Here is a 21,256-nt window from a genome sequence, read left to right as displayed (position 1 = left end):
CATGGATTATGCCTTTTTAACGGCTACTGTCATTCCTTTGAATGCGACTTGCCCTGAAACAGGGCACCGGGCCTCGGCATTAGTGAGAAAGTTGACAGATTCCCAGGCGTGATAGGGGCTGTATCTGCCAAAAGAGTAAGGGATAAAAATGGTGTCTTCACGGATATAGGAGGTTACCATGGCTTTTGCCTGGATTTCACCAAAAGCGGATTGAATACTGACCATATCATTATCCTTTATGCCCAGTTTCTTTGCAGGCTCTGTGTGAATGGCGCAGAATTGATCCGGGCATTCCTTGTCAAGCCTTTTGATCCAGTGGGATGTGTGTCCCATGATGGCGCTTGAAGGTCTACCGGTGATCAGGTAGAAAGAATACTGGTCCTCTGATGTATCCTTTTTGATCAGTTCAACTCTATTGGTATAGGTTTTATTTTTCTGGAATGCCGAAGGAATTAACTTGGCAGTATCATATTTGATTGTGGTCTCACCGGGTCTGGCAATATCAGGATCAGTATAATACCTGGGAACAGCGCTAAGGCCGTATGAGGAGAACTTATCTTCAAGTTCCTGTGTCCACAATTCAATTTTTTTGCTATTGGTTGCAAACCTTTTGTCAAGAAAGAGCGTCTCTCTTTCTTTTACCGTTTCGTTGACAATCTTTATAGGTGCGCGTAAGGAATTATCCTTTTTGGCAGTGAAACGCTCCACTGTGTAACCATTTGCACCTCCAGCGAGGTTCTGTAATTTTACAGGGTCTTTTAATGTATCCGTAAAAATGTCTCCCCAGCCCATGCGTTTGGCCAGTTCAACCCACCACCACCTGTCCGGTTTTGCCATTCCCGGCGCTTCAATGAGTTTCGGTACCCATACAAAACGGCTGTCATCTGAAACCGGGGCGAGACCACCGGCTTCTATCCAGATGGCTGCAGGAAGAATGTAATCAAAATAACGTGCATTAATATTTCGGGTCAGGCCGTTGTATACGCTCAATTTCAATTTTGGGATCAGCCTGCGAAGTTTTGCCTGGTCGGGCCATTGTGTCAGCGGACTGCCGGTGGAAATCAGTGCCTGTAACGTGTATGGATAATTGGGATTTTCAATGGAATCAAGCCACCCGACAGGATTTTTGGACAACTCCATTTTTTGTTCAGGTATTTTTTCCTTAGGTAAAGGAAGGCTACCAGTAGAGATGCCACCATTGTTCAGACAGGCATAGCCCATTGATTTATCACCGTAGTGCCCGGTGATAGCGGCAAGATAATAGAATGCTCTATGGGTTTGAACAGCATTTGTATGATGGCTCAGCCCTGCATTTCCGATAATGATGGCTTTTCGGGTTTTCGCATAGGTGGACGCTAGCTTTCTTATGCGCTCTTTTTCAAGCCCGGTCACCTTTGCTCCCCAGGCAAGGGTATATTGGCCGTCCATGATCTCAGTCTTTAGAGTCTCAAACCCAATAGTGTGGGCGTTAATAAATTCGTAATCAGCAAGATCCGCTGAAATGATAGTGTGGATCATACACAGTGCCAGGGCCAAGTCCGAACCGGGCTTGATGGGTAACCAGAGATCCGCCTCTTCCGCAGTCTGGGATTTTCTGGGGTCAATGACACAAATGGTGCATTTCCCCAACTTTTTTCTTTCTCTCAAAAGAGAATATGCAACCGGACGTGTTGCAGCAAAATTACTCCCGACAAAAATATAGAGACCGGCATTAAAAAAATCGTCATCACTATATGTCCATGGTGTATGCCTTGTTCCGACGACGGATTCTCCTGCGGGTTTGCCTGAATAGTTGCAAAACGGACCCGTCTTTTCATAATTAGGTGTACCATACAGTTTTGCAAATGCACTATTCAATTTTCGTCCGTCGGATGCGCTACGCCCAGATGCCCAAATCCCCAATGATTCACCACCGAAGTTTTGTCGAAGGCTGATCAGTTTCTCTGCTATTTCGTCCAACGCCTGTTCCCAGCTGATTTTTGAAAATTGCGCTGAAGAACCATATCCACTGGTTCGTTTTAAGGGCTGAACCATACGATGCGGGCTGTTTAAAAGTTCCATACTGCCGAAAGGCTTGATGCAGATTTTTCCTTTTGTCACAGAATCTTCCGGGTTACCGGTCAAGTGAACTAGTTTGCCGTTGTTGATGTGAGCGATCATGCTGCACCCGTTCTGGCACCACATACACCCTGTCACATATTGTTTTGTTTGCTTTTCATTTGGTGCAAGTCGCCTTGATTCTGCATAGGATAGAACTGGAAATATTCCGGTAGCGGCAGCCATTTGTAAGTTTACCTTAATAAATGTTCTTCTGTCCATTATAAATGATACCTCCTTAGTAATTACCGAAACAGCCGGTAGCGGTGATCGAAATCTTTAATGCTACGGGTAGTTGGGTTGAATCCATTACCTTGCTGGAAAAATCGAGCACCCGTCGTAGTGACAACCGAAAATTGACCATCTGTGACAACCGAATTTTGACCACCCTGAGCTCTGCTTGGTCTTGGATGACATGGGGCTTGCCCCTGTAGGTGGTGGTCAGCCGAAGGTGCCGTTTTTCGTCCGTCATGAATTTTCCTCTTCTGAAACATCACACCTTCGTTCCACCGGAGCCAGTACCGCTTCGAAGGGGCAGATCATCTCGTCATCCAGGTATGTGTGCCGTTGCCCGCAATAGGGGCAGGGGCCGTCCAGGGTCACCCGCGCTTCCAGGCGCCGCCAGCCGTCGGCGTCGATCACTACCCCTCGGTTTTCGGTGATGGTGAAATCCGGCGTCTCGAAAATTTTGCCCGTTTCCGAGCAGGTGAAAATGAAATTCATGGCCCAACCCTCTTCGCTCAGGTTCTGCCGCCCGACCTACATGCCGAATCAGGCGCGATCCGGTTACCGCGTAGCCTGGAGTAGGTCTTCTACTGTCGGCTATCATCCCTGTCCAGTTGATAATTTCGATACGAGTGGGAATTGAAATCGGTTTTGTCGATACCCCAGCACCAGGAAGTAGCAATACCCGGAGCGGATAGTCCTTGGGTGAAAAGCGGGCGTGAAAGGAGAGTCTTCGAGTGTTCAGCGGGCCGTTTGGGGTGATCGAGGGTCCAAACGTCCCGTTGAGGGATGCCACCTGGAGCGTGAGGGGCTCAGATGCCCGGTTTGAAGGCGCACCTCCGCGTCGGTTTTTCGGGTGAAAGGCTCAGGTTCTGCATGGGGTAATGCCTTTCTCCGCCCTACGAGGTGTTATAGGCGATGATCGGGGTCAGCCTTTTGTATCCGTAAAGAAGGGCCTCGTAGAGCATCCGGATGGACTCCAGGCGGAAGTCCCAGAACATGGCCCGGATCCTCTCTCCCAAAGGTCCCGTTTGGTCTGGCTCAAGTTTTACAGTGACCACCTGGTCACATCCCGCAAACCCACATGGATGCTAGGGCATGTCTGGAAAATGCCTCATTCTATAGTGGCATAGAATGATCGTTCTACCCTTGCAATGTGTTCCTGCGTTAGCTAATTTGCGAGTGTCCTAAGAGGAGGCTCGCATGTTCGCTCGCATCAAGAAGTCCGGTAAGTATGACTACCTGCAAATCGTTGAAAACCAGAGGGTTGACTCCAAAGTCACCCAGCGCGTGATTGCAACCGTTGGGCGTATGGACAAACTGAGTGCCAAAGGCGAGGTCGAGACCCTCATCCGCTCTCTTTCGCGTTTCAGCGAGAAAGCTTTGCTGGTCCTTTCCGAGAAGAGCGATGTCCAGTGTGAGGCAAAGACGATCGGCCCCGCGATCATCTTTGAACGGCTCTGGTGTGAGTTGGGAGTTCAACAGGTGATCAGAGACCTGCTCCATAACCGGGCTTTCCTGTTCGATGTGGAACGAGCCATCTTCCTCACCGTGTTGCACAGGATACTGATCAGCGGATCGGACCGCTTCTGCGACAAGTGGCGCCGCGATCTCGTGGTCAAGGGAACCGAAGACCTCGCTCTGCATCAGTTCTACCGGGCGATGGCGTTTCTGGGCGAAGTGCTGGACGATCAGGAACATGCCACCCTGTCTTCTCCGCGATGTGTCAAGGATGTCATCGAGGAGAAAATGTTCGCGGGCCGGCGCCACCTGTTTGCCGAGCTGGACCTGGTGTTTTTCGACACCACTTCCGTTTACTTCCATGGCGAAGGAGGTGAAAGCCTTGGCAGGAGAGGGTTCAGCAAGGATCACCGTCCCGAGCTCAAGCAAATGGTGGTGGGAGCCGTCCTGGACCAGAACGGCAGGCCTCTTTGCTGTGAGATGTGGCCGGGCGACTCCACGGACGTCAAGACTCTGGTTCCCGTGACGGATCGCATTCGCAAGCGTTTTGGGGTGGGGAGGTTCTGCATCGTGGCCGACCGTGGCATGGTCAGCAGCGAGACGATCCGAGAACTTGAAGGAAGGAAGATAGCTTACATCCTTGGGACCCGGATGCGGAAGGTCAAGGAGATCACCGCCGAAGTACTTGCCCGAGCCGGCCGCTACAAGGAGGTCAAGTGTGAAGGGTGCTCTCCCCTCAAGGTCAAGGAGGTCATGGTGCGGGACAAGCGCTACATCGTTTGTCTGAATCCCAAGCAGGCCGAGAAGGACAAAGCCGACCGTGACAAGATCATCGACTCGCTCAGGGAACAGATCCGCAAAGGCCCCAAGGCGCTTGTCGGCAACGAGGGGTATCGCAAGTTCCTCAAGGTGGACAAGGACAGCATCCATATCGATCTCGACAAGGTCAAGGAGGAGGAGAGGTTCGATGGGAAGTGGGTCCTCATCACCAACACCAGCTGGTCTTCGGATCGGGTGGCCCTTAAGTACAAGGAACTCTGGCAGGTAGAGCACTCCTTCAGAGACCTCAAGTCGACCTTTGAGACGCGGCCCGTTTTCCATCAACGTGATGTCCGGGGACATGTGTTCTGCTCTTTCCTGGCGCTGATACTTCGAAAGGAGCTCTACCGGCGTCTGGACCAGGCGGGGCACGCCTTTGACTGGTCTGATATCAAGCAAGATCTGAGTGCCCTCCAGGAAATCGTCATCGAGGAGAACGGCAAGCGCTTCGCTCTGCGGTCCCAATGTCTGGGCACGTGCAGCAGCGTCTTCAGGGCCGTGGGAGTTGCCATCCCTCCCACCATCCGGGTACTCTCCTAGACGGAACGGAGCGTAGTGCCAACAACTTCCAATGGGGTCGTATGTCATTGACATTACTGATATAGTGTTTTGCCACTGTCAAAGATAAGTATGACCTACAAACGAAGGTGCGAAGAACACGGCTGTGACGGATGGCTTGCACGGCTTGTGCTGTGAACTAATCCTGTCCAGAAACAGAAAGGAGATGCAGTATGCCGGTTTTCGACTACATGCCGATGGGTGAGCAGGGCGTGCAGGAGTTATATTCCTGGTTGGACGAATATGTGCAGAAGAACTCACAGATTGCTCAAAAGAAGAGTCTGGGGCGGTCAGAAAGCGGGACTTGGGATATCCCGGCGATTGTGGTTACAGACAGGTCTGTTCCAGACAAGGATAAACAGGTCGCGGTCATCACCTTAGGCAGACACGGCCATGAGCGGGGAACCAGGGTCGTGGGACCTGAGATCCTGCATTATCTGGCAAGTGATGCAGCTAGAGAGGTCAGAAAACGGCAGACGGTCGTTGTTGTGCCCATGCTGAATCCGGAAGGGGCTGCCGAAGACGCCTTCAACTCCTCAATGTATGGCATCACAGATCTGGAGAAACGTGTCTTTGGTGCTCTTTGTTCGGAGTATGTTCCAGACATGATGATAGATTACCACAGCCTAGGGAAGACTGACGGCTCAAAGTATGATCAGGGGGATATGGAGGTCATCATTCCGGCCAATACCACCAAATGGGGGATGGATGAGCAGATCCATCACTATGTGGCTCAGCAGATGCGAAAGCGGGCCGAGGAAAACGGCTGGCCTTATGAGATCCACAGCCTGGAGGATCTCAGCGCCTATTATTTCGGAGCTCCGGATGGCAGGCTGCCCCACAGCTATCTCAAGGAAAAGGTCTTTTTGCTGCACATGCAAAATCCTTATGAGCAGTATGCTATGTCCGAGTATCCGCCCGGGTATACGAACTACACCTGCGGACCGGCCTACCTGCGCTGGCACACCCTAGTATTCGGGATGGAAACCAATCACTGGTCCATACGTCCGGAGCAGGGACTGGGCGAGAGCGGCATGATTCCATGCCAGGCCCTGCTGGAGATGGGGAACAGTCGCTTTCCTTGGGAAAAGGATCCCGGATATCCGACGAATCTTTTGTGCGGAGACTTTCGGATCTCTGTGCGCCCGATGGGGAACACACCTGGACAGCGGCGGGTGTCCCGGGAAAAGCTCTGGCCGGAACGCTTCTATTTCGATGTCCTCAAGCGGGAGATGCCGGATGCGGAGACCACAATAGCCGAGGTCAGGTATATCGGCGATAAGCTGCCGCTGGACTTTCATCTCTGCCTGCGCATGCGCCAGAAAAATATCCGAAAAGTCCTGATTGACGGAAAGGGCTCGGAGTTTGAGACCTTCGCGGACACGTGTTCGCTGTATGTGATGATCCCGATATGCATGCACCAGGCGGGAACGGTTACGCTGCGTGTTACCCATGATGCGGCATGAGACGCGACCCTTTGCTGACAGATACACAGGAGAATGGACCATGCTACAGGTATGTTCAGAATATTCCTTTAAAACAGGTGTGTACAGGAGGGCGCCCAGTAAAGGTGGGAGCAATTCCTTACTGCTGTGCATTACCCGCAAAACTGTTCATGGAACAAGTGTACGTTCTGCGCTGTGTACAAGACCGAGAAGTTTCAAAAGCGGCCCCTGGAGAAGATCAAGTCGAACATCAACAATATGGCCACCATCTACGACGAAATCGCCGAAATCGGCAGGCGGCGGGGCGGTTCGGAGATAAGGAGGGTGACGATTTTCTTCTTGTTCCCTAGCTCCAGCTTGGGAACACAACAGGGTAGAAGCTCCAGCTTCGATTTCCATGAGGCGGTGACCCATCCGAAGCTGCTATAAAATCCATAACAAAGGATCTGAACACCCCTACTTTGTCACATCGACTATCGTAGCGTGGATCCCGACTTTCACCTACAAAGACCACTTCGAGATCCTGGCCAGCTCCCCTCAGCACTGCAGGGGGGACAGGGCCATGCGGCTGTGTGCTTATATGATCATGGAGAACCACATTCACTTGATAGCGAGCAGGCGAGATCTATCGAAGACCGTGCAATCGTTCAAACCCTTTACAGGGAGGCGAAACATCCATGTGTGTACGTGGGCTCTCTTGTAGGAGCCGCCTTACCGGCGACCCCCATCGCGGCCGGGGGGCCGCTCCTAGTGCGCCCGTGAGGGCATGACAAAGGTGCAGCCCTTTTCATGTCGATCGCTCTCCGGGCCTGAATTCGAACGCCTCCCCCAGCCATCGGCCCGAAGGCGGGCCTGCCACATTCAAAAGAGGTGCGCTAATGTTTGCAACGCCTCTGGAGGATGGTCACATGTCGTAGGACGGAGTCGATGGTGACGCCGTCGGACGTGATTTCGGGCTCCGGTCCAAACGGGTTCGCGGATTCCGGGATCCGTTCATGACGGTCCCAGGACTCTTTCTGTGAAAAAGTTTTCAAACCTCGAAGCATCCACCTTGACACAGACCCACGTGACCTCTTTGGATCTCTCCTTAAAGATCCGTGTGGACCGAACATCGGCGATGGTCATGCCTCGGGCGACCCTTCCCCGGTCTTCAACTTCCACGTGATACCGTTCGACCCGACAGAACGAGGGGTCGATAACGTACCCTACAGCCAGCGGGTCGTGGAGATAGCAACCCTCCAATCCCTTGTTTCGATAGCAGAAGTTCATGTAGTCGGCGGTGAATTGCTTGATAAAACGGATCATTCTGTCTCCGGGGCGTTCGGCGCTCAACCGGTCCAGGGTGTCACGCCGTAGCGTGACGCGATGCGTGACATCAAGCCCTACAAATGTCAGGGGAAGCGTCTCACGCCAAACATGTGGGTAGAGAAGCACGGGCCGGCGGCAGAACGCAACGACTTTCCCGGCCGATTCAGGATCGGAATACATGTTGGATTCTGCCACCGGACTTCGATTGCCGCACTCAAAAAACACGCCTCCCATGACCACGATTTCCTTGAGGCGTTGGACCGCATCAGGGTCTGATTCAATCCAGTGAGCGACATTGGTGAGGGGGCCGGTAACAATCAGGGTGATGGTTTTCGGCTCGTGTTCTTGTACGAGTCGCTTGAAGAGCGTATAGGCGTCTTCTGAGGAAGGTGCTGGATCGCCGATGATTTGAAGGATTTCATCGGACATAGTGACCCCGCCAAGTCCGTCCGATCCGTGGACGTGTGCCGCATGCGGGATTTCCCTGGTCGCGGTAAGCCCCGCAGCCGTGGGGGGGAGGCTGGAAGGAGGTAGGGCAAGTTCCCTGCCGAGGAACCCCAGAACGGCCTTCGTGTTCCGGTGGGCCTGCCTCGCGTCGATGTTGCCGCTGCTTGCTGTGATTCCAAGCACTTGGAGTTCAGGGGAACGCATGGCGAGGATGATCGCCAAGGCATCGTCAACACCCGTATCCATGTCCAAAATGACCTTTTGCTTTTCCAAAGAAGCTTTGCGGCAACGTGTCGGGGTTGCAAGGCCGCGGGTCCGGCTGCGTCTCACTGGAATAAGGCCGAGGGTGTTCCTTAGCGTGTCCTGCAGGATGGCGGCTTCGGGAAACCTTTCCATTTCCGATCGGAGTCCGATTTCGTAGTCGACCGTTCTCGGCTCGTCTTGACCAGGAAGAAAGGTTTCAATCCGGTCAAGATGCAGGCGTGCTGTTGCTCCGGCGTCGTTTGCGAGCAGAAGAGGAATACATGACACGCGACGATGGAGCGTCTTCCTTATATTCCGCAAATCGACAGCTCCCTCAAGGATATTGCGTAGGCATTGGGGTGACCGTCCATCGGTCATCCGGGCATACGCGTCGGCATCGAGTGTGCAAAATACTTTGTGAAGATGGATGTCGTTTCCATTGCAGCCCGGGCACCCCGGCTCGACAATCAGCAGATATTTGTCGGAGCCCTCGTGATTCCGAACGAAGCAGACCAGCCCCAAGGCGTCGAGGGCCAGGTCGGGGGTATCGAAACAGGCCTCTTCGTGAGTTTCAACAGCCTCTTGCGTGCATTTGAGTCCGGCAAGTGTCTGAAGCCGGCTCAACATTTGGAACGTGGGCTCAGCCAATCGATCATCCTTGAAAACCAATTTGTATTCCCAGTTCATGGCTTTCCTTCGTGAAACGGGATGACGGGCGGTGGATCGGGCACCACTGCGGAGCCGAACATGGGCACGGTATCGGTCAGAGCGGATGACGATGGGGATATTTTGACTGTCGGCCCGCCATCGCCGAAGAAGCCTTTCATGCTCTTACCCGTTGGACCTAGACAGTGCGTGCTACCAACTCACTCTGATTCGCGTTTAAGGCAATTGCGATTCAGCAAATGTGTCGCTTTGGTGGCGCCTCTGGACAGAGTCTTTTCGATAAGGTCTTCTTCGGAAGCTGTCAACGATTTTTGGATACTCACATTGAGACATTACTGTAGTTTCCCTTAGTCTCTCAGAATAGCCAGAAGAGAGGGGGGGCGCCGGCCGGGCGCACGCCGCCCAGGACTTTTCAGCCGAAAAACGACCCGAAGATCAGCCCGCAAAGCGTCGACATCAGAACGACCAGAACGACAAAAACCGCGGTTTTCTGCGTCCCCATGATGCTCCGGATGACGAGCATGTTGGGGAGGCTGAGGGCGGGCCCGGCGAGAAGGAGCGCGAGAGCCGGGCCTTTTCCCATGCCGGCGCCGAGCAGCCCCTGAAGGATCGGCACTTCGGTAAGCGTGGCGAAATACATGAACGCGCCGATCAGCGCAGAGAAGAAGTTGGCCTGGAGGGAGTTGCCGCCCACCCAGCCTTCCACCCAGCGGGAAGGAATCAGCCCTTCGTAGCCCGGCCGCCCGAGAAGCAATCCCGCCACCAGAACGCCGCCGAGAAGAAGCGGCATGATCTGGCGCGTGAATTCCCAGGTGGAAAGGAACCAGGTCTGGGTTTCGCCCCGGGTGGTCGTGAGCAACAGAGTTACGGCCACGATTCCAGCGGAAAAGGCGATAAGGGGCTGCTCCGGGAAGAGAAAGGCGAACGCGGCCACCGCGGTGGCGGCAAGAACCATCTTGGCCGCTCGGACCCGGAACCACCGCACCAGTATCGCCCCGAAGACAAGGGCCGCGGCACCGGTGAGCCACCACTTTACCTGGAAGACGGCGTGCCAGAATCCGACTGGTTCCGACGGTTTGCCCCAGGTGGCGAAAATGAGAATCGCCGCCATGGAAGCGAAATAGACGACGTTTTGCCAGAGCGGCCGGTCCACTTCGGGTTCCGGCATGTGGAGTGCCGCGAGCGCTTTGGCCTGCTCTTCTTTTCGGTAGATGAAATGCATGGCGAGGCCGATGACGAGGCTGAACAAAACGGCCCCAACGGCTCGGGCGATGCCCAGTTCCGGCCCGAGGATCCGGGCCGTGAGCACCACAGCGAGGATGTTGACGGCGGGGCCGGAATAGAGGAAGGCGATGGCCGGTCCTAATCCGGCCCCACGCTTCCAGATGCCCGCAAAAAGCGGAAGCACGGTGCAGGAGCAGACCGCAAGGATGCTCCCGGAAACGGACGCCACCCCGTACGCAAGGACTTTAGGGGCTCCGGCGCCCAGGTACTTCATCACCGCGGCCTGAGAGACAAAGCAGCCGATGGCGCCCGCAATGAAAAGCGCCGGAATCAGGCACAGCAGCACGTGTTCCTGGGCGTACCACTTGGCGAGTGCCAAGGATTCCAAGACGGCGCCCCTCACCCGTTCGTTTTCGATGGGGATCCAGAAAAGAAGCAAGAAGGCACCGGTCAGCAGCGCCATGGGCTTCCAAATGTCCCGCCAGTCGATCTGATTTTCCGGTTCTTCGAGCGTCACGTCTTGGATCGCTCGTCGTTGAACGGCTTCACTGGATACTGGGGTACGAGCCACAGAACCTTCTCCTTTCGATGAGACCCTGAGCCTGCAATGTGCAATGCGCTGGCAAGCCCTTGTGTCGGCTGATTCGCAAAACGGCGTCGCGTGATTCCCTATATGCCCAGATAGCAATACACTAGAACTCTGTCAAGTTTGTTTTAGGCGACCGGGGAGCGGGCTGGGGCGACGCGGGGAAAGCGATCTTCCTTCCTTCACCGACGTTTAAGCGATTGGCGCCCCTTGGGGCTCCGGCGAGCTTCGGGAACGAAACGCAGCGCCGGGTGTTGACAAGATGGATCATCCAGTATATTGACAGGTGACAATACATTAACCGAACGGAAAGGTGGTTTTGCTGGGAGTGCTGCCTCCCAAGGATTCGAACATGAATTCTGGAGGCGTGACGTTCCGGTGGACCAAGGTGGGAGACGGTGCGGTGAGCGCCGAAAGATGCTGCCAAGGTGGAAAAGGAGGAAACGGATGGATGTGAAGATCTTGGGTCCGGGGTGCCCGAAGTGCGAAAAGACCGAAGCTACGGTTCGTGAAGCGCTCAAGGAAGCGGGCGTGGAGGCTGACATCGAGAAAGTCAAGAACCCGCTCGATATCGCCAGCTACGGAGTTTTTGGAACGCCCGCGGTGGTGATCGACGGGGAAGTGAAATCGGTCGGGAAAATCCCGAGCAAAGACGAAGTCCTTGGCTGGATCAACAAGTAAGAAGCCGTCTGAGAATACCCTTCGCCCATCTGTGGATTGAGTGTCCGTTTTTTCACGTAAGGGTGCAGCGGCGCTGCGTCCCTACATTTCTACGCTCCTAGGAGCGTGTTCTGGAACTCAAAATCAACGCTTATACCGTTTTAGCGGGAGGGAAGCTGGAGCTTCCCGGGCAGGGCGTTCCCAAGCCGGAGCTTGGGAACGAGGGGAAAGATCATGGCTTATGTTAACGCACTGAAGACTGCTGCATAGTGGCGACTTAATTATGTGGAGCTGTACTAAGGAGCGACTCAGGCCGTGTAGGAGCCGGCTTGGCGGCGACCAGGGTCAACGCGGGGCATTGCCGGTTTTACGGATCGCGGGCAAGCCCGCTCCTACCGATAAGGGAAAACCGAGCCGATCGCCTGTAGGAGGCCCGCCCTCGGGCCGATGGGGCAGGGCATTGGGGTTTGTTCATTGCGGCTCACGTCTAGACTTTAGACTTTAGATTGTAAAGTTTAATGTCTAAAGTCTAAGCATGTTTGCTGAGTGTCAAAGGCGGCTGATGGCTTGAGTGCTCACCGTGGAGGTTCGGATGGTCTGGAAGATGGCGACGTTCAATGTGAACGGCATCCGGGCGCGGCTTCCCATCGTCCTCGATTGGCTCCAGAAGGAAGCCCCAGACGTCTTGTGTCTTCAGGAAATCAAGTGCCAGGAGAAAGATTTTCCTTTCAAGGCTTTCGAAGCCGCCGGCTACCATGCCGCCGTTCGAGGTCAGAAGTCCTTCAACGGCGTCGCGCTCCTTTTCCGTGACGCACCTGAGGAAATCCGATCGGAAACCGGCCGTGACGTGATCGACCGCGAGGCCCGGTTTCTGGCCGCCTTGATGAATGGAGTCTGGGTGGTCAACACCTACGTGCCCCAGGGGCGATCGCCTGACGATCCAGCGTTTCAGTTCAAACTGGGTTTTCTCAAGGAGCTGAAAAGTTGGTTTGAAAACCATTTCGATCCCGGCGATCGGCTCATCTGGACCGGCGACATCAATGTGGCGCCGGAACCCTTGGATGTCTTCGATCCGAAACGACTCGAAGGCGAGGTCGGCTTTCATCCCGAGGAGCGAGCGGTCCTCGCCGATGTGACGGCGTGGGGCCTGGAGGACGTATTTCGGAAAATCCACCCCGAGGTGCGGCAATTTACTTTTTGGGACTACCGACTGCCCAAAAGCTTTGAACGCAATCTAGGGTGGCGCCTCGACCATGTGTTCGCGACGCGAGTGCTCGCGGAAGCCGCCGTCGACTGCGGAGTGGACGTCGAACCGCGGGGAAGAGAAAAGCCGAGTGATCACACCCCGGTCTGGGCGGTGTTCGATCTTTCCGGGTGAAGGGCACAGGAACACGATGGGATGCGAAAGAGCGATGATCGGGCTTTCCACTTCGTGGGTTTCGGAAAGAAAACGGACGATGACTTGGATCTGCTACGGCAGATGGAGCGCTTTGCCGTCGCCTGCGTGGAGCTGGACGATCGGATGATCCGGCGATTCGACGGCGAGAAGACCTTTCCCAAGCCTTCAACCGATTGAAGACGGGGCGGTACCGCGGTTGAAGGGGCTCAAAACTGGCGGGGCGGAAGGCACCAAGGTTGGCCGGCGTTCACACAGGTCGGCGCTTGTCGGGTTGTGGAGTTTCCGCCCGAACGGGCACTGCCGGAGGCTCAGAAAAAGGGCGGGTCGGCCGCCCGCCCCCATCTGTCGACCGCAAGGAGTGAACGCGCGCCTCGGGCAAGCGCTTACACTTCCATGGCGCGCCGGTCTTCCATGCCGAAGAGCTTCCGTTCGCGTTCGCCCATGATGCCAAGGGCTTCGCGCTTTTTGTCGATGTGCGAGATCATGAGGTGAGCCATTTCGATGGGATCTTCCGCGAAGCCCCATTTGCCGCAGCCCAGTTCTTCCAGGCCTTCGAAGAGGAGCTTGTGGAACTTCGTCCCTTTTATGGCGGGGAAGCCCACGCCGAAGACCGTGTACAGCCCCGAGGCCACGAAATAGTGGCCGATGCTGATGGCCTTCTCGCTCATCCACTCGGGGGCCGCCCCCGCAACTGGAAGATCCGCAATGCTTTCGCCCAGGCCGCCGGTACGGACCATCTCGGCGCAGGCGATGAGGATCCGGCTGTTGTCCACGCAGGAGCCCAGCCCCAGAACCGGCGGCATCCCCACCGTTTCGCACACTTCCGCCAGGCCGTCTCCAGCCAACACCGCCGCATCGGGTTTCATGAGGCCCGCCTTGGCGAGGGCAATCTGCGAGCAGCCCGTCTGCACCACCAGCACGTTGTTGCGGATCAGTTCCTTGACCAGTTCCACGTGCACGTAGTCGTGCTTCACCCGCGGGTTGGTGCAGCCCACAACCCCTGCGAGGCCTCGGATCCGGCCGTTGATGATGTTTTCATTGAGGGGCACGTACGAACCGCGGAAGGTCCCGCCCAGCATGTAGCTGATATATTCGTGCGAAAACCCGTGGATCCCCATGTCACGCCGCTGCGGGATCACCACCCGCCCTGGCCGGTTCTTGTACCGCTCGATGGCCAGCTGCACCACCTTGTCGGTGCACGAACGCGGCGTGTGTTCATGGAACTCGATGTGTTCCGCCCCTTCGATCTTCGCCCGCGGATTGGTGGTGAAAAACTTCGTCCCGTAGCATCTGGCCATGGTCGAAAGCCCCTGCTTGATACACTGGACGTCCACCGCCATGGCGTCCACCGCCCCCGTGGCGATGACGACTTCCGTGCTCATGAAGTTCCCCACATGCGGCACCCCGTGACGGCTTAATACCTCCGCCCCCGAGCAGCACATCCCCACAAGGTTGATCCCGGCGGCTCCCGCTTCCTTTGCCTTCTCGACGAGCGCCGGGTCGTTGACCGAATCGATCATGGACTCGAACAGGTTCGGTTCGTGGCCGTGCACGATGACGTTCACGTGGTCTTCCTTCAAAAACCCCATGTTCACGCCCCCTACCAACGGCTTCGGCGTCCCGAAAAGGATGTCCGAAATCTCGGTGGCCACCATCGAACCGCCCCAGCCGTCGGCGAGCGCCGTCCGCGAACACTGCTTCACGATGTTTTCGTAGTGCTGGTCCACCCCTATGTGGGTCCGGTGCATGATCTCCATGATCTCGCGCATGGACCCCCGCGGAACGATCCCCAGCTTCCGCCAGGTCTCAAGCGTCTTCGGCGGCACCCGCTTGACGAACGGAATCTCGCCTTCCACCTGCGTGTAGGTCCGCTCCAGCTCGTGATAGAGATCCAAGGCGATCTCCTTCACCTCCCGGCCCGCCGTCTCGATGCCGATGCTCTCCGCCACCGTCCGGAGCTTCTCTTCGTCCTTGATCTTGTAGTCGGCGATCCTTCCGTTTACAACCTCCCGGAACACATCCAGCATGCTCATCCCGTGGTCCGTGTGCGCGGCACACCCAGACGCCACCATCCGCGCAAAGTTCCGCGCCGCAATGGTGTCGATAGTCGCCCCGCACACCCCCACCTTCGCATACGGATCCTTGGGATTCAAACGGCACGGACCCATGAAACAATGCTTGCAGCAGGCCGAATCCGCACCGATCGGGCACGGCTTCATCTCCGCCGCCCGCTGAAACGCCGTCTCCGCACCGTCGGCCGCCGCCTTCTCAAGCATCTGGACCGTCGCTTCACACATCGAAAAATCACGGAAATTGTACTGCTTCGCCTTCTTCTCTTCAGCCATGATCGTCGCCTCCGTAACCCGGCCGCCCGGACCGTGGTTTTCCTTTCGGGGCCGTTCCTGTGGGCTCAAACCCCACCAGGCCCAGGCCCGCCCACATCCTGTCTACCCGCCATTGGCTGCGGCAAACCTTGTGCCAGGATGGAACGAAATAGGAAAATGATGAGAAAACAATAAGATGAACCACGTCGGGGCCTTACGGGAAAGCCCACGATCGTTCCATATTGGAAGGCCGGCCTGTCCATTATGGAAGAGATGGGGAGTGCTTGGATCCCGTCGGATGCAGGAAGGCCGTCAGGAGTTTCAGGCTTCTCAGAGTCCAAAGCTTACATTTCGCAGTTTCCACGCATCTATTTGGGCTAATTCCGCTGGTTCCCAAGCTCTGGCTTGGGAACAAGGGGAACATCTCATCTCATCCGAATAAGAAATCCAGATGGACCACGGTGAGATTTCCGAATGTGGCCGGTCCAGCCGGGCATAGCGGCCGCCTATTTTTTCAGGGAAAATGACCACGTTGCGGTAGTCCGCCTGGGTGATCAGGGCGATCCGGTCCAGGCGCTCAAAATCCGTGGTTCCGGCCAGGGCCACCCGGACGCCGTGCCGGGAATAGACCGAGTAGGTGATCAGGTATCTGCCTTCCATGGGGCAGATGCGCGGATCTTCCACGCCGAAGGCTTCGTATTCGGCGAACGGCCCGGCCTTGGCCGGGGTGATGAACGGCTCCGGCCGGACCGTAAAGTGTAAGCCGTCACGGCTTTGCGCCAGACCGATGATCGACCGGCCGTTGCGCAAGTGAGATCGAAACAGCATGACATACTTGCCGCCCAGCTTGACCACGCCGGCATTGTGCACCGTTTCCACCGGGTAGGGCACATCATGCTTGGTCAGGATGGGGTTTTTCTCGTAACGCCGAATGATCGGTTCTTTAGATTCTGCCATAATCATCTTCCGATCTTTCGATATCATCCTCGCCGAAATAGTCCCCGGTCTGTACCTCGATAAACACCAGGTTGTCCGATCCAGGGTTGCGGATGCGGTGCCAGGTCCCCACCGGCAGATCGATGCTCTGGCCGGACACCCGCTCGATCTCTTCTCCGTTTCGGGTCACCACCGCGGTGCCGCTGAGCACGTACCAGTGTTCGGAACGCCTGAAATGGCGCTGGTAGCTCAGGCGCTGCCCAGGGTAGACGGTGATCCGCTTGACCTTGTGATCCGGCTTGTCCGCCAAGACCTCGTAAAAGCCCCAGGGCCGGTGGTCCTCGCGCCGGGTCCGGTTGATGATGGTTTCGTACACCCGGATATAATCCGCCACCATGCGCTCCACGCTGAAGTGCGCCTCGACCCGTTGGCGGCATTTATGACGGTCAAGGTCCCTGACATCTTTGAGGTACCGCACCATCCCATCGACATCGGTGGTCAAAAAACCGGTCTCCCCGTGAGCGATGATTTCCGGCATGCTCCCCCTGGAAAAGGCCACTACCGGGGTGCCGCAGGCCATGGACTCCACCACGGAAAGGCCGAACGGCTCGTCGAAGGCGATGGGGTGAAGCAGGGCGTAGGCGCCGCCCAGCAGTTCATCGCGTTTTTCCGGCCCGACGCTGCCCACATAGACGATGCGATCGCCATCCAAGTAGGGCTTGACCTTTGTGTCGAAATAGGCCTGGTCCTGGATGATGCCCGCTATGATGAGCCTCATGCCGACGCGCCGGGACACCTCGATGCACTCGGCAGTACCCTTCTCCGGGTGGATGCGGCCGAAAAAGAGTAGATACGACCCATGATCACGTCTGAAGGTGAACCGGCCAAGGTCGATGCCGTGATGGATGACAGCGGCGTAGTCCAGCTCCGGCGACTTGTCGGCCTGGCTGATGGCCACATAGAAGCATTTACCGTTGTATTTCTTGTACACCGGCAGGATCTTGGGCGACGAAAAGCCGTGGATGGTGGTCACCACCGGCGTCGTGGTCATACCGGAATAGGTGAGCGGCAGATAGTCGAAGTGGTTGTGAATCAGATCGAAGGCGTCCCCTTGTTCGAATAGATGGGAAATGTGCAGACATTCCCATACCTTGGGCAGTAGTTCCGGGTCTTCCTCATAACCCCTGGGGCAGACGCTCTGCAGCCGGCCCCGGGTTTGCGAATCGCCGGTGGCAAACAGGGTCACATCGATCCCGCGCGCCACCAGGCCTTCGGTCAGCAGGGAGACAACGTACTCCCAGGGACCGTAGTGTCTCGGCGGCGTGCGCCAGGCGATTGGGGATAACATGGCGATTCTCATAGCTGACTCCACATGCGTCTATCCTGCTGGTTGTGCTTTTCGAGCCAGTCCAGCAGTTCCGATACCCGCGCCGTGGCCAGGGCGATGCATTTGTCCGCCCCGCCGTAATACATCCGAATATCGTCTCCCTCGGCGATCCAGCCGCAAGGGAACACCACCTTGTCCACGTCACCGGTGGTCTCATAGGCCTCTTCCGGCCCGAATACCCATTCATCCGCCCTGGCCACCAGCCGGGTCGGGTCTTCCAGGTCCAACAGCGCCAGTCCCAACCGATAAATACACCCCGAGGCCGTGCTGCGGACGCCGTGGTAGAGGATCAGCCAGCCTTTTTCGGTTCGCAGCGGTGGCGGCGAAAGGCCGACCTTGTTGGCGTCCCACCAGCCGCCCTTACGGGCCGGCAGAAGTATTTGATGATCGCCCCAGTGTTTCATGTCCGGGCTGAAGGAGATCCAGATATGGGCGCCGACGCCCACGAACCCGGAAACCGGCCGGTGAAGCATGGCCCAGCGCCCATTGAACCGGACCGGGAACAGGGCCGCGTCCTTGTCTTCCGGCGGCATCACCGCACCCTTGCGCTTGAACGTCTGAAAGTCCCTCGTCGTGGCCAGGGAAACCAGCGGACCACCCCGGGAATAAGCGGTGTACACCACGACCCATAGATCCAGTTCGTCGATACGGGTGATCCTGGGGTCTTCGATCCCCCAAATCTCTTCGGGATAATTTGCAGCGAAGAATGGTGTCTCGTTTGTAGCATCACAATTCTCCCATCATGGGTTCCGGGTCTTGGCTTCAGTCGATCATTCATCGGTTTCGACCAGCAGCTGCGGACAGCCGTCATGCGTTCCGGCGTGCTTTCGATGCGGCATGTAGGCTTTGCGGTTTCTGGGGCTTACGAGGCAGGAGCCGCCCTGCGCCCCCGGATCGCTTGCCATCACCGCTTCATTTTGCTCAGCGTTGAGAACCTCCTTCGGTTTTTCGGAAAGGAAGAGCGATCCGAAAGACGGTGGAGCGCCCCGGAACGCTGGTTGCCGCGATCCGCCCGCCGTGGGCCTCGACAATCTCCCGGCAGATGGCGAGTCCCAGTCCGGTGCCGTCGGAACGGCGGCTGAAAAAGGGCCGGAAGATCTGAGGTAGGATGTCCATGGGGATGCCCGGCCCGTCATCGTAGACGAAAATTTCCAGAAGGTTATCGGTCACCTTGGCTTCCAGTCGCAGCGTCCCGGAGCCTTGAAGGGCTTGGAGGGCGTTCTGGCCGATGTTCAGCAGTGCCTCCTTGATCTGGTCCGGGTCCATGGGCCAAGGGGGAAGGTCCGCCGGCACGGCGCATTGGATAGTAACGGATCCCAGTAATCTTGGATCGTTTTGCAGGACTGTCTTGACGTCCTGGAGCAGCTGGGCGACGGAGGTGAGCATCCACTGCGGCGTGCGTTTTCGGGCGTAACCAAGAAATTCGGTGACCTTTCGGTCCAGACGGGCGGTTTCTTTTTTCAGAAGGTCGAAGAGGATCCGTTCGTTATCGGGCGGCTGGCCGCCTTTTTCCAGGAGACGGATGCCGGTGAGGATGGCGCCGAGCGGGGTGCGGATCTCGTGCGCCAGCCCCGCTGCGATTTCCCCGAGAAGCGCGAGGCGTTCCTGGCGCGATAGGGTCTCCGCCTGCTCGCGCACCTTGGCTTCCAGTCGCTCGGAGTATTCCTGGAGCTGCGATTCCAGGCGTTTTCTTTCGGTGATGTCGCGAAGGATGTGCAGCCGAGCCACGTCGCCGTCGGGCTTGTGAAGCGGCGCCACCGAGACGTCGAAGATCTTCCCCGTTTTGTGGCAGGTCCATTCCCTTCGGAGGACCGGCCCGAAGGAACTCATCCCGTGCTGGCACTCTTCGCAGTTCGCTCGGTCATGCCCGAAGAAGTCAAAACAGAAGCGGCCTTCGCCGTCACCCATTTCGCTTCTCAAGGACAGGTTCATGAATTCGATGCGGTAGTCGCGCCCGACGATGGCCACGCCGTCGTCCATGCTGTTGAGGATCGCTTGAAGGCGGTCCCGCTCGGTTCCGACGGTGGGCGGTGTTTCAGAGGGTTCACGTTTGCGTCGGATCATAGCCTGATGCTTCCTGGTAGCGTTTGATTTTCCGCCACAAAGTATTGGTGCCGATGCCGAGGATCCGCGCCGCCTTGGTGCGGTTCCCACCGCAGCGTTCCAGGACGTCGAGGATGTGGCGCCGTTCGATTTCTTCGAGGGACACCCGCCAATCGCGGGCGTCTTCGGCCGCTGTTCCAAAACCGGCGGAGGGGTGCGGCGGGCAGGCCTCCAGTGTGAAGTCGTCGGCTTCGAGTCGATCGCCCCGGTTGAAAATCAGGGCCCGTTCCAGGGTGTTTTCCAGTTCCCGTACGTTGCCGGGCCAGCAATGGCCATAGAGCTTTTCCTTGGCGGCGGGCGACAGTTCCGGCGGTTTGCGGCCCATGCGGTCGCTCAGGCGCCTGACGAACATTTCCGCCAGCGGAAGGATGTCTTCTCTTCGTTCACGAAGCGGCGGCAGGTGGATGGGAACCACCTTGATGCGGAAATAGAGGTCCTGGCGAAAGGCCCCTTCATGGACGAGCCCGATGAGGTCCCGGTTACTCGCCGCGATGATCCGGACGTCCACGAAGGTTTCCCGGATGTCGCCCACGCGCCGGATGGTGCCTTCCTGCAGCGTTCGAAGAAGCTTCACCTGGAAGTTGGGGGAGAGTTCCCCGATTTCGTCGAGAAAGAGCGTTCCGCCGCCGGCGGCTTCAAAGAGGCCTTTCTTGTCCCGGTGAGCGCCGGTGAAGGAACCGCGCACATGACCGAAGAGCTCACTTTCCAGGAGGTTTTCCGGCATGGCGCCGCAGTTGATTCCGAGAAACGGCCCCATGGCCCGGCGGCTCCGCTGGTGGATGAGCTTGGCTATGAGTTCTTTTCCGGTGCCGCTTTCTCCTTCGATGAGCACGGTGGCGTCGGTGGCCGCCACATCGTCGACGGCGGACAGCACCAACCGCATGGCCGGGCTCACCGCGACGAAACCATCCAACCCGGCTTCCCGGGCACAGCGCACTTGCAGGTGGTCGACTTGCAGGCGAAGCGCCCGCCGTTCCAGCGCCTTTCGGAGGACACGGACGAGCTGTTCCGGATCGACGGGCTTGGTGAGATAGTCGTAGGCGCCCTCCTTCATGGCTTCGACGGCGCTTTCCACGGACCCGTATCCGGTGATGACGATGATTTCCGCTTCTGGCTGGAGACTTCGGGTGTCACGAAGCACGTCGATGCCGCTTGCTTCGCCCAGTCGAAGGTCCGTCACCACCAGGTCGAAGCTATCCTGTTCCAAGGATTTCCGGGCACCTCGCCGGCCGGAAGCCGCCGTTACGGTGAACCCTTCCTGTTCCAAGTAAAGCGTCTGCGTGAGCCGTAGCGACGCATCGTCTTCCACAAAAAGAACCTTGGCCATTTCCGTTTCTTCCTCACCGCCCTCTCGTATGCCTGCCATAT

At 57.0% G+C, this 21,256-nt stretch carries 16 protein-coding genes and 2 pseudogenes; 5 read left to right on the top strand and 13 right to left on the bottom strand.

Going from position 1 to position 21,256, the window contains the following annotated elements; genetic code table 11:
- Nucleotides 1-6: 6 nt before the first annotated feature.
- From FDQ92_RS02205 to FDQ92_RS02195, 3 genes are read right to left on the bottom strand one after another with little or no spacing between them, the layout of a single operon-like run.
- Nucleotides 7-2,319 carry a molybdopterin-containing oxidoreductase family protein gene (locus FDQ92_RS02205; RefSeq protein ID WP_137423082.1) on the bottom strand — a complete coding sequence of 771 codons (2,313 nt, stop codon included), beginning with the start codon at nucleotides 2,317-2,319 and terminating at the stop codon, nucleotides 7-9.
- Nucleotides 2,320-2,335: 16 nt separating this feature from the next.
- Complete coding sequence (locus FDQ92_RS02200; protein ID WP_137423081.1) at nucleotides 2,336-2,569, bottom strand: hypothetical protein; 234 nt, start codon at nucleotides 2,567-2,569, stop codon at nucleotides 2,336-2,338.
- The gene (locus FDQ92_RS02195) at nucleotides 2,566-2,820 is read right to left on the bottom strand and encodes a hypothetical protein (RefSeq protein WP_137423080.1); all 255 of its coding nucleotides are present in this window, start codon (nucleotides 2,818-2,820) and stop codon (nucleotides 2,566-2,568) included. Before FDQ92_RS02195 ends, FDQ92_RS02200 begins: the two co-directional genes overlap by 4 nt.
- A gap of 705 nt (nucleotides 2,821-3,525) precedes the next feature.
- Here FDQ92_RS02195 and FDQ92_RS02190 point away from each other — a divergent pair.
- Nucleotides 3,526-5,142, top strand: coding sequence for an IS1634 family transposase (locus FDQ92_RS02190; protein ID WP_137423079.1), 1,617 nt, complete (start codon nucleotides 3,526-3,528; stop codon nucleotides 5,140-5,142).
- A gap of 191 nt (nucleotides 5,143-5,333) precedes the next feature.
- Complete coding sequence (locus tag FDQ92_RS02185) at nucleotides 5,334-6,626, top strand: M14 family zinc carboxypeptidase (protein WP_137423078.1); 1,293 nt, start codon at nucleotides 5,334-5,336, stop codon at nucleotides 6,624-6,626.
- A 147-nt stretch (nucleotides 6,627-6,773) separates the two neighbouring features.
- Here FDQ92_RS02185 and FDQ92_RS02180 read toward each other — a convergent pair whose 3' ends face one another.
- The 3 genes from FDQ92_RS02180 to FDQ92_RS02170 all read right to left on the bottom strand — a co-directional run bounded on the left by FDQ92_RS02180 (nucleotide 6,774) and on the right by FDQ92_RS02170 (nucleotide 10,983).
- Entirely contained in the window at nucleotides 6,774-7,004 is a 231-nt protein-coding gene (locus tag FDQ92_RS02180) for a hypothetical protein (protein WP_137423077.1), read from the bottom strand.
- Between the two features lie 594 nt (nucleotides 7,005-7,598).
- Nucleotides 7,599-9,290 (bottom strand): nucleoside hydrolase, encoded by a 1,692-nt coding sequence (locus FDQ92_RS02175; protein ID WP_137423076.1) that lies wholly within the window; start codon nucleotides 9,288-9,290, stop codon nucleotides 7,599-7,601.
- A gap of 391 nt (nucleotides 9,291-9,681) precedes the next feature.
- Nucleotides 9,682-10,983 carry a permease gene (locus FDQ92_RS02170; RefSeq protein ID WP_170180407.1) on the bottom strand — a complete coding sequence of 434 codons (1,302 nt, stop codon included), beginning with the start codon at nucleotides 10,981-10,983 and terminating at the stop codon, nucleotides 9,682-9,684.
- Between the two features lie 543 nt (nucleotides 10,984-11,526).
- Between FDQ92_RS02170 and FDQ92_RS02165 the strand changes: the two genes are divergently transcribed.
- From FDQ92_RS02165 to FDQ92_RS15105, 3 genes are all read left to right on the top strand, one after another.
- Nucleotides 11,527-11,760 (top strand): thioredoxin family protein, encoded by a 234-nt coding sequence (locus tag FDQ92_RS02165; RefSeq protein WP_137423075.1) that lies wholly within the window; start codon nucleotides 11,527-11,529, stop codon nucleotides 11,758-11,760.
- 571 nt (nucleotides 11,761-12,331) lie between these two features.
- Nucleotides 12,332-13,117 (top strand): exodeoxyribonuclease III, encoded by a 786-nt coding sequence (xth, locus tag FDQ92_RS02160; RefSeq protein WP_137423074.1) that lies wholly within the window; start codon nucleotides 12,332-12,334, stop codon nucleotides 13,115-13,117.
- A gap of 21 nt (nucleotides 13,118-13,138) precedes the next feature.
- Nucleotides 13,139-13,315 carry a hypothetical protein gene (locus tag FDQ92_RS15105; protein WP_170180135.1) on the top strand — a complete coding sequence of 59 codons (177 nt, stop codon included), beginning with the start codon at nucleotides 13,139-13,141 and terminating at the stop codon, nucleotides 13,313-13,315.
- Nucleotides 13,316-13,521: 206 nt separating this feature from the next.
- Here the strand turns inward: FDQ92_RS15105 and cooS are convergent, their stop codons facing one another.
- From cooS to FDQ92_RS02130, 7 genes and pseudogenes are all read right to left on the bottom strand, one after another.
- Entirely contained in the window at nucleotides 13,522-15,483 is a 1,962-nt protein-coding gene (gene cooS, locus FDQ92_RS02155; protein WP_137423073.1) for an anaerobic carbon-monoxide dehydrogenase catalytic subunit, read from the bottom strand.
- A gap of 402 nt (nucleotides 15,484-15,885) precedes the next feature.
- Nucleotides 15,886-16,425 (bottom strand): annotated as a pseudogene (locus FDQ92_RS02150) (glycoside hydrolase family 130 protein); the annotation flags it as partial.
- Complete coding sequence (locus FDQ92_RS02145) at nucleotides 16,406-17,758, bottom strand: glycosyltransferase (RefSeq protein WP_137423071.1); 1,353 nt, start codon at nucleotides 17,756-17,758, stop codon at nucleotides 16,406-16,408. The pseudogene FDQ92_RS02150 and the gene FDQ92_RS02145, both read right to left, overlap by 20 nt.
- Nucleotides 17,755-18,504 (bottom strand): annotated as a pseudogene (locus FDQ92_RS02140) (glycoside hydrolase family 130 protein); the annotation flags it as partial. The pseudogene FDQ92_RS02140 and the gene FDQ92_RS02145, both read right to left, overlap by 4 nt.
- A 51-nt stretch (nucleotides 18,505-18,555) precedes the next feature.
- Complete coding sequence (locus FDQ92_RS15855; protein WP_281276837.1) at nucleotides 18,556-18,690, bottom strand: hypothetical protein; 135 nt, start codon at nucleotides 18,688-18,690, stop codon at nucleotides 18,556-18,558.
- Between the two features lie 16 nt (nucleotides 18,691-18,706).
- Complete coding sequence (locus FDQ92_RS02135; RefSeq protein WP_137423070.1) at nucleotides 18,707-19,849, bottom strand: two-component system sensor histidine kinase NtrB; 1,143 nt, start codon at nucleotides 19,847-19,849, stop codon at nucleotides 18,707-18,709.
- Complete coding sequence (locus FDQ92_RS02130) at nucleotides 19,830-21,215, bottom strand: sigma-54-dependent transcriptional regulator (protein WP_211341326.1); 1,386 nt, start codon at nucleotides 21,213-21,215, stop codon at nucleotides 19,830-19,832. Before FDQ92_RS02130 ends, FDQ92_RS02135 begins: the two co-directional genes overlap by 20 nt.
- Nucleotides 21,216-21,256: the final 41 nt, after the last annotated feature.

The organism is Desulfoglaeba alkanexedens ALDC, assembly GCF_005377625.1.
Lineage (GTDB): Bacteria > Desulfobacterota > Syntrophobacteria > Syntrophobacterales > DSM-9756 > Desulfoglaeba > Desulfoglaeba alkanexedens.
This window is presented reverse-complemented; position numbering and strand designations above follow the sequence as displayed.

Excerpts from the sequence above, each read along its gene's own strand:
- FDQ92_RS02205 (WP_137423082.1), bottom strand. The coding sequence starts at position 2,319 with ATGGACAGAAGAACATTTATTAAGGTAAACTTACAAATGGCTGCCGCT.
- FDQ92_RS02200 (WP_137423081.1), bottom strand. The coding sequence starts at position 2,569 with ATGACGGACGAAAAACGGCACCTTCGGCTGACCACCACCTACAGGGGC.
- FDQ92_RS02195 (WP_137423080.1), bottom strand. The coding sequence starts at position 2,820 with ATGAATTTCATTTTCACCTGCTCGGAAACGGGCAAAATTTTCGAGACG.
- FDQ92_RS02190 (WP_137423079.1), top strand. The coding sequence starts at position 3,526 with ATGTTCGCTCGCATCAAGAAGTCCGGTAAGTATGACTACCTGCAAATC.
- FDQ92_RS02185 (WP_137423078.1), top strand. The coding sequence starts at position 5,334 with ATGCCGGTTTTCGACTACATGCCGATGGGTGAGCAGGGCGTGCAGGAG.
- FDQ92_RS02180 (WP_137423077.1), bottom strand. The coding sequence starts at position 7,004 with ATGGAAATCGAAGCTGGAGCTTCTACCCTGTTGTGTTCCCAAGCTGGA.
- FDQ92_RS02175 (WP_137423076.1), bottom strand. The coding sequence starts at position 9,290 with ATGAACTGGGAATACAAATTGGTTTTCAAGGATGATCGATTGGCTGAG.
- FDQ92_RS02165 (WP_137423075.1), top strand. The coding sequence starts at position 11,527 with ATGGATGTGAAGATCTTGGGTCCGGGGTGCCCGAAGTGCGAAAAGACC.
- xth (WP_137423074.1), top strand. The coding sequence starts at position 12,332 with ATGGTCTGGAAGATGGCGACGTTCAATGTGAACGGCATCCGGGCGCGG.
- FDQ92_RS15105 (WP_170180135.1), top strand. The coding sequence starts at position 13,139 with ATGCGAAAGAGCGATGATCGGGCTTTCCACTTCGTGGGTTTCGGAAAG.
- cooS (WP_137423073.1), bottom strand. The coding sequence starts at position 15,483 with ATGGCTGAAGAGAAGAAGGCGAAGCAGTACAATTTCCGTGATTTTTCG.
- FDQ92_RS02145 (WP_137423071.1), bottom strand. The coding sequence starts at position 17,758 with ATGAGAATCGCCATGTTATCCCCAATCGCCTGGCGCACGCCGCCGAGA.
- FDQ92_RS15855 (WP_281276837.1), bottom strand. The coding sequence starts at position 18,690 with ATGGCAAGCGATCCGGGGGCGCAGGGCGGCTCCTGCCTCGTAAGCCCC.
- FDQ92_RS02135 (WP_137423070.1), bottom strand. The coding sequence starts at position 19,849 with ATGATCCGACGCAAACGTGAACCCTCTGAAACACCGCCCACCGTCGGA.
- FDQ92_RS02130 (WP_211341326.1), bottom strand. The coding sequence starts at position 21,215 with ATGGCCAAGGTTCTTTTTGTGGAAGACGATGCGTCGCTACGGCTCACG.